The organism is Blastopirellula marina, from assembly GCF_002967715.1.
Taxonomy (GTDB): Bacteria; Planctomycetota; Planctomycetia; order Pirellulales; family Pirellulaceae; genus Bremerella; species Bremerella marina_B.
The window spans coordinates 105,210-118,994 of the sequence record NZ_PUIA01000069.1; the positions used below are offsets into that span (position 1 = coordinate 105,210).

Consider the following 13,785-nt stretch of genomic DNA (forward strand, 5'->3'; position numbering starts at 1 on the left):
GAGGCAACTTCCCATGCGAGAATCTTCGGCCCGGGTAGTCGAATCGTACGATTCCGGCCAAAATGAAGGGGAATCATCACCATTTAGACCCTGAAATCAGAGCCCCGGAAACCCTGGCATGGATACCTTCGACGCCATTTACGGCCGCCGGTCGATTAAGCACTATCATCCCGAACACGAACTGACCGACGAAGAAGTCACCAAGCTGATGCAGGCGGCGATTCAGTCGCCAACCTCGTTCAACATTCAGCACTGGCGGTTCGTACTCGTTCGCGACAAGGAAACGCGCCAGCAACTTAAAGCGGCCGCCTATAACCAGGCCCAGGTCACCGACGCGTCCCTCCTGATAGTGCTGACCGCTGACATGCATGCATTCAAGAAGGAGCCTGAGCGGTATTGGAAGGATTCGCCGCCGGAAGTTGGCAAGAAGCTGGTTGGCATGCTGGTCGGCTTGTACGACAACCAACCGCAACTGCAGCGAGACGAAGCGATGCGATCGATGGGAATCGCCGCCCAAACGATCATGCTGGCCGCGAAGAGTATGGGCTACGACACCGGGGCCCTGGTTGGGTACGACCCCAACAAAGTTGCCGAGATCATCAACCTGCCAGAAGACCACGTGTTGGGAATGATGATCGTCGTCGGCCAGGCCACGCAAGGCGCGTGGGGCAAACCGGGACAGCTATCGCTGGAAGACGTGATCGTACACGACAAGTTTTCCGCAGAAGTTTAAGCTTTGCTACGAAGCACCCTTCTTGGGCCGAGGAATCTTGCCGCCGCTACGAGTGCGGCGGCCACGTTTGCGACTGCCGCCGCCGTCTTTGACATCGACCTCACTCTTTTTCTTGCCGATCGAATCTTCCATCTTGGAGATGCGGTCACGAATGGCGGCGGCCCGCTCGAACTCAAGGTTCTCAGCCGCTTCCAGCATTTCGGTTTGCAGCTCGTTGATGTATTCCTGCGTGATAATCTCCGAGTCATCCTTGCGTCCGACCGCCTCGTTCGCCTTGCGATGGGCGTCTGCTTCCGATTCGATCCCGCGGCGGATGTTTTTCTTAATCGTCTCAGGCGTGATGCCGTGTTCTTGGTTGTAGGCCTGTTGAATCTCACGACGTCGGGATGTCTCGTCGATGGCACTTTGCATGGCCGCGGTCATCTTGTCCGCGTACATGATCACCTTGGCATTCACGTTACGAGCCGATCGCCCGATCGTTTGAATGAGGGACGTTTCACTGCGAAGGAAGCCTTCTTTATCGGCATCCAGAATGGCGACCAGCGAGACTTCCGGCAAGTCGAGACCTTCTCGAAGAAGGTTCACCCCGACCAGCACATCGAACTTCCCTTCGCGAAGATCACGTAGCAGTTCCACTCGCTCGAACGCGTCAAGCTCGCTATGCAGCCACTTACACGCGACTCCTTGTTCGTTGAAGTAATGCGACAGGTCTTCGGCAAGTCGCTTGGTAAGTGTCGTTACCAACGTTCGATCGCCGGCGGTTACGCGAGCCCTGATCTCTTCCAAGAGGTGCGGTACCTGGCCACGTGCCGGACAGACTTCGACCACGGGGTCTAACAGCCCGGTCGGACGAATGATCTGCTCGACCACTTCGCCGGTGGTCTTCTCAAGCTCGTAATTGGAAGGGGTCGCCGAAACGAAGACCGTCTGGTTCAGCACGTTTTCCCATTCCTCGAACTTCATCGGCCGGTTATCGAGGGCACTGGGCAAGCGAAAACCGTGCTCGACCAGGTTCATCTTGCGGCTACGGTCACCATGGTACATGGCCGAGATCTGCGATACGGTCACGTGCGACTCGTCGACGAACAGCAAAAAGTCATCAGGGAAGAAGTCGTACAGCGTGCTCGGTGGAGCCCCCTTAGGCCGGCCAGATAATGGCTGACTGTAGTTTTCGATCCCGGGGCAGAAGCCAACTTCCTGCATCATCTCGAGATCGAACCGCGTGCGCGCGTTCAGTCGCTGGGCTTCGAGCAACTTGCCGGCTTGCTTCAACTCTTCCAGGCGACCGTTCAGTTCGGCCCGGATGTTTTGCACGGCCTTTTCGATACGTTCTTCCGGCATCACAAAGTGCTTGGCCGGGTAGATGAAGAGCTGATCCTGCTGACTGATGATCTCGCCGGTGGTCGGATTGATGATCGCTAGCTGCTCAACCTCATCTCCCCACAACTCGATGCGATAGGCGAACTCTTCATACGAGGGCCAGATCTCCAGGCAATCACCGCGGACACGGAACTTGGAACGTTCAAAGCCGACGTCGTTGCGTTCGTACAGGATATCGACCAGCTTCGACAGGATCTCGTCGCGATCGACGATCTGTCCCTTGCGAATGCTGACCATCATCTTCTTGTAGTCGTCCGGCGAACCCAACCCGTAGATGCTGGACACGCTAGCGACAATGATCACGTCGCGGCGACTGACCAGGGCACTGGTCGAAGCGAGACGAAGGCGATCGATCTCGTCGTTGATCGATGCATCTTTCTCGATATAGATGTCGCGCTGCGGTATGTAGGCTTCCGGCTGGTAATAGTCGTAGTAGCTGACGAAGTAATGGACCGCGTTATTGGGAAAGAAGTCCTTGAACTCGGAATAGAGTTGGGCGGCGAGGGTCTTGTTATGCGAGATCACCAGCGTAGGCCGCTGCAGGTTCTGGATTACGTTCGCCATGGTGAACGTCTTACCGGAACCGGTCACGCCGAGCAGACACTGATGCTTCTTGCCAGCCCGGATCCCCTCGGTGAGGGCCTCGATTGCGGCAGGCTGATCTCCGGCGGGCTTAAACTCGGACGCTAGCTGGAATTCCACTGGGTCTCCCTTTTCTCTGCTCGACTGGCCTCGACGACCGCCGGCTGCTTGCTATGGGTGCATGCCGGCGGAACTGCTCTCCCCCGAATCCGTTTATTCTAACGATTCTGGGGCGGACTTGGGGGGATTACTCGCCCAGGCTTCCCAAAGATGCCAGCAACTCGCCCATTTCTCCGGCGGCGTGCCCATCCCCTTGCTGGCGGGCAATCTCGATCCCGTCTCGTAAAACCGCTCGTGAATCCTCGATTTCTCCCATCTCGGCCAGCATCTGGCCACACATAAACCAAGCCGCTACATAGGGGGGAGTGCCGTGCATCAGCTTCTCGAACTCGGCGCGAGCCTCGGCAAAGCTCTCTTCCTTGCGAAGCTCCATCGCCAGACCGTAGCGCAGAAAGGTGTCGCTCGGGTCGCTTTCTAACAAGCTGAGGATCTGCTGTTTGCGTGAATTTGTCACGAAGTTATTGCTCTCACTAGGATTACGTCGAATTGGAACATTCCGAATAGGATACCCAAACCATCCATTCTCCGAAATCCGAACAATTCTTTAAACCACTATTCTAGGAATGACCGATACCCAGATAGGAATCCAAATATTGTTTTGATGGGTGACAGGAAATTCAATGATGCATCGTAGCGCAATTCTGGGAACCGCGGGACTTATCGTACTCGCCGCCCTCGGCCACGTTGTCATTTCAGGACTTATGCCGCAGCAGGAAGTTTCGGCCGAGACGAAATCGTCCGTTGTGCACGAGTTTGCTCCCGCCGCACCCAGCCGATTCACCGCTCCGGAAAGCTCGGTGCCGCTGCAGCCCATGCCGGCTCGCATGAACTCAAAAGCCGCTAACGGAATGCGTCTCACGGCAGGGGAAGAGTCGACGAAACCTTCCAGTCGCCGCCGCGTAGCAACCACGGAACTCGAAGAACCTGCCAAAACGGAAGACGCACCTGAGGTTACGCCCCCAGCAGGACTGCCGTCGTCGCTGGATGAAGCTCTGAGCCGTTTCCGCGACAATCCTGTTTCCCTGGGTAACGAACCGGAAGCTGCCCCTGAACTGGAAGCACCTGCACCGCAGGAGCCACCCAAGCAGGAAGCTTCGCCGATGCCCAAGCCAGCGGCTCCTAGCCAGCCGAATCCTTATCGCTATCAGCCAGCCCCAACCGAAGCTGAAGCCCCAGCTGCTAATGGAGCCGCTTCGATCGGTGCTCCTCAGCCGGCTGCCCCGGAAACACCGAAGCCGCAAGTGAAGCTCGATGCTGAGCCGCAGCCTGCGATGCCGCAGCCAACGTCCATTCCGCGTCAGACCCTTTCCGCGGTCGAAACGCCGGCTCCAGCGCCACAACCAACCACGACATCCGCCACACTGTTCTCGGTCAACAGTCCAGCCGTGGTCGTCGATACGACCGGGCCGAAGTCGCTGGTCATCGGTAAGCCATCGACCTATCGCATTCATGCCCGCAACATGGGCGACGCGAGTGCTCGCCAAGTCACCATTCAAATGGTGCTGCCGCAAGGTATTCAGTTGCAAGACCTGCGAGGTACTCTGGGTTCGCCACGTCAGGTGCAGACCCCAACCGGTATGATGGCCGTTCAATGGGACATCCCTGTTTTGCCTGCCCACAGCGAAGGCTCGCTCGACCTGGGCCTGGTCGCTACACAAACGCGTCCATTCGAGTTGGGCATGGAAGTCATGTACGCACCGATGAGTGCGAAATCGCCGATCTCGGTTCTCGAACCGAAGCTCGACATGGTGATTGATGGTCCTCAGGACATCCTGTTCGGCGACTCGCAGATCTTCAAGGTCATTGCGAAGAACACCGGCACCGGGCCTGCCGAGAACGTCTCGATCACGATCATGCCAATCAAGAAGGGTCAGAACCCAACTGTAATCGACTCGATCGGAACAATTGCTCCTGGCGATCAGAAAGTCATCGAACTGGAACTCACCGCCAAGCAGGCCGGAACGCTGGCCCTGCGAGCCGAAACATCGGCAGACAACGGCCTGCGTGCCGCTGCCGCTCACGACGTTCTGGTTCGTCGTGCTGAACTGGCCGTCAATGCTCAAGGTCCTGGCATCAAGTATGCCGCCACCACCGCAACCTATGCCGTTGTCGTGGCCAACGCGGGTAACGCTCCGGCTAGCAGCATTCAGGTAGAAGCCCAGCTTCCTACCGGATCGAAGTTCGTCTCCGCTTCGCATGGTGGTAAGCTTGACGAAGCATCGGGACGCGTGACCTGGAACCTGCCGAAACTGGAAGCCGGTACCCAGCAGCCGCTGCAAGTTGTCAGCACGCTGATGGTGGAAGGCAACAACATTCTGCAAATCAGTGCCAACGCCGATCAGGGGCTTTCCAGCCGCCACGAAATGATCACCCGCGTCGAATCGGTGGCTGACTTGAAACTGCTAGTGAACGATCCGACTGGGCCTATCCCGGTTGGCCAGGAAGTTGAATACGAATTCACCTTGAACAATCGCGGCACGAAGGAAGCTCGTGGCGTGAAGGTTACCGTCAGCTTCGGCAGCGGCATCGAGCCGGTTCTGGTCGAAGGGGGCAAGGGAACCATCCAGGGTGATATTGTTCAGCTGAACACAATTCCCACGGTGAACGCTGGCCAAGAGATCACCGTCAAGGTGAAGGCCCGCGGACGTAGCGAAGGAAACCACACGTTCCGTGCTGAAGTTCGCTGCGACGATCCAACTACTCGCCTGGCGATCGAAGAGTCGACCCACTTCTATGGTGCGACCCTTCAAACCGCTTCGCCACAGATGCCGGCTCCACGGTACCAACCACAGCCGCCGGCTGCTCAGGACCCAGCCGCTGGCACTCCAGCACCCCTGAGCCCAACCCCATTCAGCCGCTATCAGTAAGCGGCCCTAGGGGGCGTGACGACCGATGAGGGGGCGAAGATCGTAACGATAGATCGCCTCCTTCTCGGGAATCGACATCAGCAAAGCATCTTGCCACAGCGCCAGGCCAAAGACCCCATCGCTGTGACACGAGATCACCTCGACCAGCTTGCCGTTGGTTGTATCGATGACGGCGACTTCCCCGCGATCCCACAGGCTGACGTACAGCCAGTTCCGCCGATCGATCGCGATATGCCCCATCCGGCCAATCTCTTTCGAATCGTCGATATCCAACAGTAAAGCCAGGAAGTAGGCGGCCACCTTCTCGGTCGAGCCATCTTGCTGGTTAATCGTGTAGACAGAAATCAGGCCGCGGCCAGATTCAGCAACAAAGAGCGACTTCCCGTTCGAGTTCAAGCAGATGCCTGTGGGCTGATTGAGCCCATCAGCCAGCAGCACCGGCCGATTCGTCACAACGTCGAATCGATACAGCGAACCGGTCGCGCCGTCGCCGGAGGCTCGCTCAGGCTCAGAGAAATAGATATTCCCGCCGGGACCGATATCGATAGCAAACAACGAGTCGAAGCGTCGGCCCTGGATGCGATCAGCAAGCGTGGTCACCATCTTCGATTCTGGCATGTAACGCAGCACGCGACCAAGCTGAGAATCGAGTACGAGGATGCGTTGATCGTCGTCCAGCGCGATACCGACCAGGGAAGCGGTCTCGTCCTGGTCAGCGACCGGCAGAGGAGCATCGAAGAGCAGGGCAGCTCCATCCTGTTCGCTGATTCTGCCGACCGATCCAAGGTGCCGATAGTTGGTTGCCAGGACGTTGCCTTGACCGTCGCAGCACATCGCCGTCAGGCCCGCCAGACCGGTAGCAAATAACTGACACTGCGATGCTGGGGGACTGACCACTTCGTCCGATCGGGCAACTGCAGCGAATGCCAGACAGCCCATTGCGGCTACGAGGGAAAGCGTGCGTGGTAAAGTCGTGAGGATCATATCGGAAGGAAGCTCGAGGAGAGTTCGTAAGACGATCCTTGTCCCACTTGCTTCATCCGATGAAGTCTTCTGCAACTTAAGCTTGATCGGAATGCCGCTCGAATGCCAGGGGCTCTTCGGCACGGGGGTCGCCGATCTTCACAACCAGCGAACCATCTAGCAGGTCTTCAATCGTTTGACCAATGACCTCGGCCCGCCACCCCTTAGCCAAAGGAGGCAATTCTCCGGACTTATCTAAATGATAGGCCACTAAATCGCGCACGTCCTGAATGGTACAAGCCAAACTAGGGGCAATGCGGGCCTCGCGACAGATGCTTCCCAGTGCCGCACTGAGGAACTGCCCGAGCACTGTGTACTGCGAATTGGCCGTGCCACGATGATTGGTAGGGCAGTCGGCTTCCGGCAGTTCGATCGCGCGATGAACACAATCAGCAAGTTCATCAATGTACGGATCAAGGTCTCGACGGTTCATTCCACGCAATGCTTTGATCTGCGAAACCTTGGCAGACTTGCGTTTCGAAAGTTCCACCATCAAGTCATCTCGCAAGATCCGGCGAGGCGGAACATTTTGCGATTTCGCGTGATGGTCTCGCCAGGTCCAAATCTCGCGCACGATGGCCAGCGAGCGGCGATTCAGGTTGCCAATACCAGAGACGCTGCGCCAGCCCGGCCGGGTCGAATACTCTTCCCAGATCGTTTGAAAGCGGTTCATCTCGGCTTCCATCCAACTGGTTCGGCCGAGGTTTTCCAGTTCATCTGCCAGTTGCTGGTAGATCTGATCGAGATAGATCACATCGTTCAGAGCATACTCGATCTGCAGCTTGGAAAGAGGACGACCGCGCCAGTTGGTGCGTGTCTCTCCCTTGGGCAGCCGTTCGCCCAGTAGCCGTGTGATGAGGTTGCCCAGCGAGATGGGGAACTCCATCCCAATCAGACCGGCGGCTACCTGGGTGTCGAACAAGCGAGTGGGCCATTTGCCAGTGGCGCGAAAGCAGAAGAGGAACTCTTCACGGGCCGCATGCGCTACGATAGTAACATCGTCGCTGGTGATCAGATCCCAAAAGGGACTCAGATCGATCATCCCCTTGGGGTCGATGACGGCCAGCCCCGACTTGCTTGCTACTTGAATCAAACACAAATCGGGCAAGTACACATCTTCCGAAATGAACTCGGTATCGAAGAAAATGTGCTTGTCGGCGGCCAGTTGCTGGCAAAGAGCTTGTAAGTCACGGTCGTGACGGACGTAGGAGTAGTCCACCGTCGTATCGCTTATCATCCGTGGAAAGTTAGAGACTACGCGGTCCAGTCCCCGCAGTTACCGCTTCCTAGTATCGGATAAACTTTCCCGGGCCGCAAAGGGTGAAAGTGCCCGATGCAGCGAAAACTGGCGGTTCGACGGGCCTCTAAAGGAAGAAGACCAGCGCGACGATTGCCAAAATCGGCAGCAAGATCGGAATGCTGAAGAACAGGACGTAGCCAAAGAAGCTTGGCATCTTGACGCCGCTTTCTTCGGCAATCGCTCGGACCATGAAGTTCGGGCCGTTGCCGATGTAGGTCATCGCTCCCATGAACACCGACCCCAAACTGATCGCGACCAACTCCAAGTGAGAGTTGCCGCCTACTTCTGACAACGCAGTATGAATCATTTCGGCATCCATGTTAGGGAATGCCGTCTTGAAGAAGACCAGATATGTCGGGGCGTTGTCCAGAATCGACGAGAGGCCACCGGTGATCCAGTAGAACTTCATCGGCGTATCGATACCCAGGCTAGGACCTTTTTCGTTCAAGATCTCCAAAGCGGGCTGCATACAAATAAAGATACCGACAAACAGGGCAGCCACTTCCACAATCGCATGGTAGTTGAAGCGGTTGTCTTCGCGAATCTGCTTGTTACCCAGGAACAAGCTCAAACCAACCAAAGCTAATTGCACGGCTTCGCGCAGGTAAACAAATGGATACCAACCAATGCCTGGCAGTGGCTTCGTCGGATCGAGCAAAGCGACCGAGAAGATCACCCCCAACAGCAGCAAAGCGTTAGGCCAAAGGCCACGAACTTGCAGTGGCGTAGTTCGCACTTCGTCGCGTAGAACGTCTTCAGCACCTTCTTTGGGATAGTAATAGAACTTATCCATCAACACGTAGAGAATCAGCAGCAACGCATTGGTCAATAACCACGGCTGCCATAGGGCGGTCATCGTCCAGAGGAAGTTCACCCCTTGCAGGTATCCCAGGAACAACGGTGGATCGCCGATCGGCAGCAAGCAGCCACCGCAGTTACACACGATAAAGATAAAGAAGACAACCGTATGTTGTCGGTAACGACGTTCTTTATTGGTTTCCAATAGCGGACGAATCAACAGCATCGCCGCACCGGTGGTACCGATGAAGCTGGCCAGCAAACCACCAACCAGCATGAACGCGGCGTTGGTCGTTGGATGGGCTCGCAAGTCGCCCGAGATGCGAATGCCGCCAGAGATCACATAGAGCGAAAACAGCAGCACGATAAATGGAATGTATTCGCCCAGGATGGCATGATCGATTCGATGCCAGGCGGCCCCCAAACTAGCACCTTCGTAGACGGTCATGTAATAGGCCAAGGTAATCAGGGCCAGGCCAGCCGCAACGATCAATCGGTTCGTGTTGCTTTCCCACCAATGTTCGGTGAACTTCAACAGAGGAAGCACCGCAATCGCTCCTAGCAGCAGCACAAACGGGGCCACAGCCCAAACATGTGGTAGAGGATGACTGCCATGACCACCGTGGGCTTCTGCCGCATGGGGGTCGGCATGTTCATCGTGATGATCCGCAGCGTGCGTCGCATCGTGAGCGGCCTCGGCAGCGGCATGCGAACTGGAGGCGGCCTTAGGCGACGCCGTGAATCCGGCGACCGAAGCCACCGCGTATGCAATCAGAATGACAACGATGCCGATCAGCAAAGGTTTGTCCGAACCTGAGCCGTTTGAGTGATGATCGCTCACCGCCTGGTGCCCTCCGAGAATCCCGTTAATTTCCGTGGATGTGATTCCAGCCTGGCCCATGCTTGGTCACCTTTGATTGCCGTTTAAGGTGTTTCACGATATACCGGTGTCCATTCATGCAATCCAGGCAAACGACGCCAGATTGCGGGCATGGTATGTGTGCCAAACGTTAGGTTATGCTGAAGCGATTTAGGCTATCAGAGCAAGGTTTTCGTGCCAAGGTGGCACGCTGGCGGATACTCGATGCGGATTATCGCGGATTTGCCGTTGATACCGCCAAACGGCCCGATTTGACGATTTGCTGCTTATCTCATCGAATTCATTATTTCCTTAAGAAACAATCAATTGCATGCAATTACTGGTCAGCGTACGTAGCGTCGAAGAAGCCAATCTCGCCGGCAAATTGGGGGTTGATCTTCTTGATCTGAAGGAACCACACCTCGGTTCCCTGGGAGCGACCTCCCCAGGAATTTGGCAGGCCGTCGTTGGCAAGTGGCACACGCAAACCCGGGTCAGCCTGGCCCTGGGAGAACTGCCGCAAGCATCGTCCATCGATCAGGTTCCGCGCAGGACAGATAGCGTAAAGATCGGTCTCGCCGGATGCGGCTGCCTACCTAACTGGCGAGAAAAACTCGCTGCTCTCTTCGATCAGCTTCCCAGTGGGGTACAGCGCGTCGCCGTGCACTACGCCGACACGCACCTGGCGAACTCGCCCCCTTTAGATGATGTAATGCGTGTGGCCCAGGAACTCAATTGCCAAACTTTCTTGGTCGATACCTACGACAAGTCGGCAGGGGATGTTTTCCACCACATGTCCATAACGCAGCTAAAGAATCTGCGGAGTCAACTCACGGTTGCAGGGCTTCAATTTGCGCTTGCTGGTTCTCTCCAAAGTCAACACTTACCAGCAGTGGCGAAAATCCAACCAGACATCGTGGCAGTAAGGGGCGTCGTTTGTCATCGTGATCGAACCGGGGAAATCGATGCGGCGATGCTTCAGACGTTTCGCCAGCAGTTGAAACTCGCTTTCCAACTCGACAGGCACAAAGTTCTTTCCAGCAGCTAAACATTTCGGTGCCCCGCTGGTGGAGGACTTGCCTCAAAAGTCGCGACAAGTTGCTTGACTTTTGCATTTTGGGTTTCGATACTGGCGAATCGTTCTGTGCCGGCTTCTCAGCTTAGTCAGAACGCCGATATGTATTTCGCGCTTCGCTTGCCTTGCAAGGAGAAATCGACCGTGCCAAGTTCCGTTCTCGACGCGATTCGCTTAGGTATTTGGGATTACGAGCCGGAGAAAGTGGAGTCGAATCGATTTGATCCAACGGGTGCACTTCCTGGATCGAACGAAAAGTTAGATATCTTGGCTCGTCGACTTGCAAACGGTCTTCCCTTGTGGCATCCCCAAGATCGTCGCTCCTACGACGACACCGTCAGGGCAGAAGAATAACCTGAGCCGCGTAACTCTTTATCCACGACTTGCATTCCTGGTCTAATTAACGAAGATTGGACTAGTAACATCGCAATTCGACTTCTTTAACGAAGAGATACATCATGCCTGGCTTCAAGGTTGAAGTTCCCCACCCCCTTGGTCAAGAAGAGGCCGCAAATCGCGTCAAAACGCTGTTGGATCACTTGCGGGGTCGCTTCGAGGGACAGATCAAGGATATGCAACAGACCTGGACCGAAGATGACGTGATGCAGTTTTCGTTCAAGACGGCCGGCCTGGTCATCAAAGGCGAGATGGACGTACAGCCCAATTCGGTAATCGTTCACGGCGATTTGCCATTTGCCGCGATGCTTTTCAAAGGCCGCATCGAAAGCTCGATCAAAGACGAACTCGAAAAGTGCCTGAGCCATCCGGCTTAGTTATTCGAGCCAGACCTTCACCTCGCGCTGAGGATCGGCGAGTTCAAACACACTTCCCGGGACGTACCCGCTTCGGCGAACGTCCCTAACAATTTCCACCAGATCGATTCTTTCTTCCTGGATCCGTCGCAGCGTCTCGTCATCGAGAAAGTTTTCCAGGCGATCGATTGCCGCTGCCGCCAACGTAACGCTGGCTTTCAATTGGCCATCTCGCAAGACCTGCACCTTCAAGTGCTTGGCCAACGTGTTGTAGTCTGGCGTCGGCAGATGCGGCGGCCGAAGCTTTTCAATTGCCTGACGATGCTTTGCTACGTGCGATTGCACGGCGCGGTACCACAGCACTTTCGCCTCGAGACCACCAAGATACATAATCATCGCGTGGAATGACCGGAGCAGGTAAATCAAGTTCGGCGGCCCTGCCATGCGGAAGTTCATTCGTTCGGCTCCGAGCAAATCGTTCAATCGTTCGCTCAATCTCCAATGATTGGTGTCGTAAGGATGGTCTACGCAAAAGGGTTCCAGCAACACACGACTGAGTGCCGGCAGACGACTTGCCAGCGGTTCGAGCAGGTCCAGGCGAAACCCAAGCTCGACCAACAAGGGGAGGGGAGATTCGCTTTGGTCTCGCGTTGACTGAATGAATCGCAACAGCGTTGTTCGCTCGGTCATGTTCATATGACAGACCGAACCGAAGTCGTACAGAACAATCTTCGGGCCGTCACTGGTTCGCAGAAAGCGAATGTTTCCCGGGTGCAAATCGGCATGGATTTGTCCATGTTCAAAGAGGCTCTCTAGAAACCAGAAGAGCAATCGTCGTCCCAACTCTGACTTCTCGTCACGACTCCAATGCGACTGAACCTCCTGCCACGAATCGCCATCGACCCACTGAGAGACGAGAACATTTTCGCTGGAAAGTTCTTGATCGACCTGCGGAACGATCACCCATGGGCTTCGCCCAGGTCCGTCAGCAAACGCGACTTGCGAGTTTGCTTCAAGGCGGTAATCAAGTTCGCTCTTCAGCCCTTCGAGGACCGTATTGCGATATCCTTCCAGGTCGAACCCGCTGGACAAGTTGCCGAACGGTTTAGCCAGCCAACCAATCGCCGACAGGTCGGACATCACGGCATCGTGAATACCGGGGTATTGGATCTTGATTGCTAGTTTTCGTCCATCATGGAGCGTTGCGGAGTGCACTTGCCCCAGAGAAGCAGCTTTGCCGTTGGGATCGATCTCTTGAAAGAGGGTGTCGGGATCGACATCCCAAGCTGCCTGTAAGATCGGCCGCATGACAGACCAGGGGAGGGGATCGGCCGACTCATACAGTACGCCGAACGCATCTTGCTTGGCCTGGTCGCGCGAGAAGGCCATCATTTGGCCAACCTTTTGCGGCAGGCCTCGCATACGCCCAAGACGCTCAGCCACAAGTGTTTGGGCTGCCTGCTTCGCTTTATCGTCGTGCGACCAACGAACCTTGGCCGTGTCCTTGGCAAGTTGAGCGTAGTTCCAGGTACGGCGAATCGACTCGACTGGCATGGCAGGCCCCACATTCGGTCATCAGAAGAAAGAGCCTCGCAATAGCGGGCCCTGTCAACTCCATCGTCTCAGCTTCCTGCCTACGTGAGCAAGCAGGAAACAATTCCGATTATGTGGCCAGTGACGACAACTACGTCGCCGTGCGAAGTGTTTTTCGCATCTTCGGATCGGGCACGAACAAGATATTCCAGTTCAACTTTTCGCTACCCTGCAGAAAGGTTGTCTGGCAAATCAATACATCCATGGCCTCTTGGGCCTGCTCCATCAGGGCCTGCTCCAGCACACAGACGCCGTAGTCTTGCAGAAACGTCGGTGGGGAAGGCACAAATTCGCAATTCACCAGGCGAGCAATCGCATTGAAGTATGCACAGCCGAGGATGTTGCCGGTTTCGTTCAAGGCCGAGCGTTCCAGCTCGGACCACTCGGGATCGGTCAAGACTTCTTGCCGGAGCAGCGTCGCAGCCAACCGTCGACCGTTTTCCTCATCGAAGGTAAGGATCATCGTTCCACCGATATCCCCCTCGATCGTCAGTACGACCATCGTTAGCAGGTCCATCCCCAGATCACACTCCTGGGTCACCATTTCTAGTGGCATTTCGCGAACACAATCCAACGAAAGCGAGATCTCTCCGCCTGTCCAGACGCTCATGGCCTGGGAAGCTTCTTCGGTAGCCGCCCCGAGAACGTTCTGGAGCATCTGAAGCTGCTGATCATTGGTGCTAGTAGTCATTTCCATGGGACG

Annotated in this window: 12 protein-coding genes; 5 read left to right on the top strand and 7 right to left on the bottom strand. The window is 55.9% G+C overall.

What is annotated here, in order from left to right:
- Positions 1–118 precede the first annotated feature (118 nt).
- Positions 119–733: a nitroreductase family protein gene (locus C5Y96_RS20950; RefSeq protein WP_105357459.1), complete on the top strand. Its 615-nt coding sequence runs from the start codon at positions 119–121 to the stop codon at positions 731–733.
- Positions 734–739: 6 nt separating this feature from the next.
- On the opposite strand, the gene uvrB is transcribed toward C5Y96_RS20950, so the two are convergent.
- Positions 740–2,815, bottom strand: a complete 2,076-nt coding sequence (gene uvrB / locus C5Y96_RS20955) for an excinuclease ABC subunit UvrB (protein WP_105357461.1) — start codon at positions 2,813–2,815, stop codon at positions 740–742.
- A 127-nt stretch (positions 2,816–2,942) separates the two neighbouring features.
- Positions 2,943–3,269: a tetratricopeptide repeat protein gene (locus C5Y96_RS20960; RefSeq protein ID WP_105357463.1), complete on the bottom strand. Its 327-nt coding sequence runs from the start codon at positions 3,267–3,269 to the stop codon at positions 2,943–2,945.
- Between the two features lie 166 nt (positions 3,270–3,435).
- Between C5Y96_RS20960 and C5Y96_RS20965 the strand changes: the two genes are divergently transcribed.
- Complete coding sequence (locus tag C5Y96_RS20965; protein WP_105357465.1) at positions 3,436–5,682, top strand: DUF11 domain-containing protein; 2,247 nt, start codon at positions 3,436–3,438, stop codon at positions 5,680–5,682.
- A gap of 6 nt (positions 5,683–5,688) precedes the next feature.
- On the opposite strand, the gene C5Y96_RS20970 is transcribed toward C5Y96_RS20965, so the two are convergent.
- From C5Y96_RS20970 to C5Y96_RS20980, 3 genes are all read right to left on the bottom strand, one after another.
- Positions 5,689–6,789, bottom strand: a complete 1,101-nt coding sequence (locus tag C5Y96_RS20970) for an SMP-30/gluconolactonase/LRE family protein (RefSeq protein ID WP_146115755.1) — start codon at positions 6,787–6,789, stop codon at positions 5,689–5,691.
- Positions 6,743–7,924 carry a ribonuclease D gene (locus C5Y96_RS20975; RefSeq protein ID WP_158261346.1) on the bottom strand — a complete coding sequence of 394 codons (1,182 nt, stop codon included), beginning with the start codon at positions 7,922–7,924 and terminating at the stop codon, positions 6,743–6,745. Before C5Y96_RS20975 ends, C5Y96_RS20970 begins: the two co-directional genes overlap by 47 nt.
- A 145-nt stretch (positions 7,925–8,069) precedes the next feature.
- Positions 8,070–9,704, bottom strand: a complete 1,635-nt coding sequence (locus C5Y96_RS20980; RefSeq protein ID WP_105357471.1) for a sodium:proton antiporter — start codon at positions 9,702–9,704, stop codon at positions 8,070–8,072.
- Positions 9,705–9,993: 289 nt separating this feature from the next.
- Here C5Y96_RS20980 and C5Y96_RS20985 point away from each other — a divergent pair, with 289 nt between their 5' ends.
- The 3 genes from C5Y96_RS20985 to C5Y96_RS20995 all read left to right on the top strand — a co-directional run bounded on the left by C5Y96_RS20985 (position 9,994) and on the right by C5Y96_RS20995 (position 11,510).
- Positions 9,994–10,710, top strand: a complete 717-nt coding sequence (locus C5Y96_RS20985) for a (5-formylfuran-3-yl)methyl phosphate synthase (protein ID WP_105357474.1) — start codon at positions 9,994–9,996, stop codon at positions 10,708–10,710.
- 171 nt (positions 10,711–10,881) lie between these two features.
- Complete coding sequence (locus tag C5Y96_RS20990; protein WP_105358106.1) at positions 10,882–11,091, top strand: hypothetical protein; 210 nt, start codon at positions 10,882–10,884, stop codon at positions 11,089–11,091.
- Between the two features lie 104 nt (positions 11,092–11,195).
- A complete protein-coding gene (locus tag C5Y96_RS20995) occupies positions 11,196–11,510 on the top strand; it encodes a polyhydroxyalkanoic acid system family protein (protein ID WP_105357476.1) in 315 nt (104 codons plus the stop codon).
- Here the strand turns inward: C5Y96_RS20995 and C5Y96_RS21000 are convergent, their stop codons facing one another.
- Positions 11,511–13,043 carry an ABC1 kinase family protein gene (locus tag C5Y96_RS21000; protein WP_105357478.1) on the bottom strand — a complete coding sequence of 511 codons (1,533 nt, stop codon included), beginning with the start codon at positions 13,041–13,043 and terminating at the stop codon, positions 11,511–11,513. It lies immediately after the preceding gene.
- A gap of 130 nt (positions 13,044–13,173) precedes the next feature.
- Positions 13,174–13,779 carry a chemotaxis protein CheC gene (locus C5Y96_RS21005; protein WP_233199042.1) on the bottom strand — a complete coding sequence of 202 codons (606 nt, stop codon included), beginning with the start codon at positions 13,777–13,779 and terminating at the stop codon, positions 13,174–13,176.
- Between the last annotated feature and the right edge of the window lie 6 nt (positions 13,780–13,785).

Bases quoted from the DNA above. Each gene is read 5' to 3' on its own strand.
- C5Y96_RS20950 (WP_105357459.1), top strand. From the start codon at position 119: ATGGATACCTTCGACGCCATTTACGGCCGCCGGTCGATTAAGCACTAT.
- C5Y96_RS20965 (WP_105357465.1), top strand. From the start codon at position 3,436: ATGATGCATCGTAGCGCAATTCTGGGAACCGCGGGACTTATCGTACTC.
- C5Y96_RS20980 (WP_105357471.1), bottom strand. From the start codon at position 9,704: ATGGGCCAGGCTGGAATCACATCCACGGAAATTAACGGGATTCTCGGA.
- C5Y96_RS20985 (WP_105357474.1), top strand. From the start codon at position 9,994: ATGCAATTACTGGTCAGCGTACGTAGCGTCGAAGAAGCCAATCTCGCC.
- C5Y96_RS20995 (WP_105357476.1), top strand. From the start codon at position 11,196: ATGCCTGGCTTCAAGGTTGAAGTTCCCCACCCCCTTGGTCAAGAAGAG.
- C5Y96_RS21000 (WP_105357478.1), bottom strand. From the start codon at position 13,043: ATGCCAGTCGAGTCGATTCGCCGTACCTGGAACTACGCTCAACTTGCC.
- C5Y96_RS21005 (WP_233199042.1), bottom strand. From the start codon at position 13,779: ATGGAAATGACTACTAGCACCAATGATCAGCAGCTTCAGATGCTCCAG.